The 1,620-nt window shown below is 68.2% G+C and carries 1 protein-coding gene; it reads right to left on the bottom strand.

Annotated elements, in window-relative coordinates:
* Positions 1 to 91 precede the first annotated feature (91 nt).
* Positions 92 to 1,288, bottom strand: a complete 1,197-nt coding sequence (locus ACFU7Y_RS43810) for an alpha/beta hydrolase (RefSeq protein ID WP_224280579.1) — start codon at positions 1,286 to 1,288, stop codon at positions 92 to 94.
* Between the last annotated feature and the right edge of the window lie 332 nt (positions 1,289 to 1,620).

Here is a 1,620-nt window from a genome sequence, read left to right on the forward strand (position 1 = left end):
GAGTTGCCTACGTGTCACACGCAACGTCCTACCGGATCCCGCTTTCGAGCAAGCACGAAACCGCAATATTGATCACGACATCACACAGGCCCTAGTACTGGAAGAGTACTTCCGGATTGTTCGGCGAGGGGCCGTCCAGCAGCGGACTGTGGATCCCCTTCAGCGTCTGGTCGAAGAACGCTGTCACGTACTCGCGGGTGATCACCACCCCGCGTTCCGGGGAGAGGGGCGGCGTCGGGAACCCGGCCTCCTCCAGAAGCAGGTCCAGGTCGGTGAAGCTGGTGTGGTCGGCGTCGGCGACCGTCAGCCACTTCTTGTAGCCGCCGAGGGCGGCCCAGGTCTGCTCCCACTCGCCGCCGGCCGAGTGGTGGGAAGCGGCCGCACCCAGCATGAGGAACGGCCGGTTGATCTGGCCGGGCATCGGGTCCGGGTGGAAGGAGCCGTCCATGTTCACTCCGGCCCGTACTCGCGGGTCGGCGATCATCGTGGCGGCGGCCGCCGCTCCGCCGAGGGAGTGTCCGGCCATGCCGATCTCGTGCTTGTCGATGAGGTGTGCCAGGGGCCACGCGGTATTGCCATGCGTCAACTGGTCGATCACGAAGGACACGTCCAGCGCGCGGCTGGCGGCGACGGAGTCGAAGTCGAGCGTTTCCGGGTGATCGCAGATCGCGCACGGCGGCGTCTGGCCGTTCGCCAGCGTCTCGCCGCTGTCCTCGTAGGTGTGGCCGACAAGCGCGACGACGTAGCCGTGACTGGCCAGGTCGGTCGCGAGCGAGGTGAGCACCATGCGCGGGTCCTCGTATCCGGGTGAGAGGACCACCAGCGGATACTTGCCGCGTTGCGGCCGCGCGCCGTCGAAGGCGTGAGTGGTGACGCTGGAAAGGTTCTGCGGGGTGACGCCGGAGCTCGCCGGTGTCTTCCGGTGCTGGATGGCTCCGGCTGCCTCGGCGAGGGTCATATAAGGGGCCGGAGTCCCGGTCCCGGGGACGGCCGGGTAGACCATCGTGACGGTCAGTTGGCGGGGGCCGGATGACGGCACCCACGGGTCGGGACGGCTCGCGTCGGTGAGGTGGATGACGTCCTCGCCGGCGGCGTAGGGGCCGGTCGGCGCGGGGAGCGTGCCTTGGAAGGACCGCGGGGGCGCGGCGGCAGCTGTGGCGGCGGTCGCGTGCACGGTGGACGGCGGGGTCGTGGCGGCGAGTCCGGTGCCGGTCGCGGCCACTGATGCGGCGAGACCCAGGATTGCGACAGCGCTGATACGGCGCTTGCGGTTCGAGGTAGTGTTCACGGGCACGATCCTGCCCGGCCCCGCCCTGACGCTCGATCATGCGGGCTTCCGTCTTGAGGGTGGTGCTGGCTACACCCTGAGATCCCCAGCGGCGCGCGAGGTTCCCATCGCCGGCATCGTCGAGCGCCACCTTCGTCTTGGCCTACGGCGAACACGACGCCAAGCCCTACCGCTGGACCTACGACGGCAGCCCACTCCAAGCCGCATGAACCCCCGAAGGATCAACGCGGCGCTGCACTAGTGTCCTGCGCCAGAGATCCGTCGTTAGATCGTTCATGAGTCCTTCTCCAGATGTTCCGGTGCGTCGTCGTGGTCCCGCGTTGGAGCCGTTG

The sequence above is a fragment of the Kitasatospora sp. NPDC057542 genome (assembly GCF_042801945.1).
Taxonomy (GTDB): domain Bacteria; phylum Actinomycetota; class Actinomycetes; order Streptomycetales; family Streptomycetaceae; genus Kitasatospora.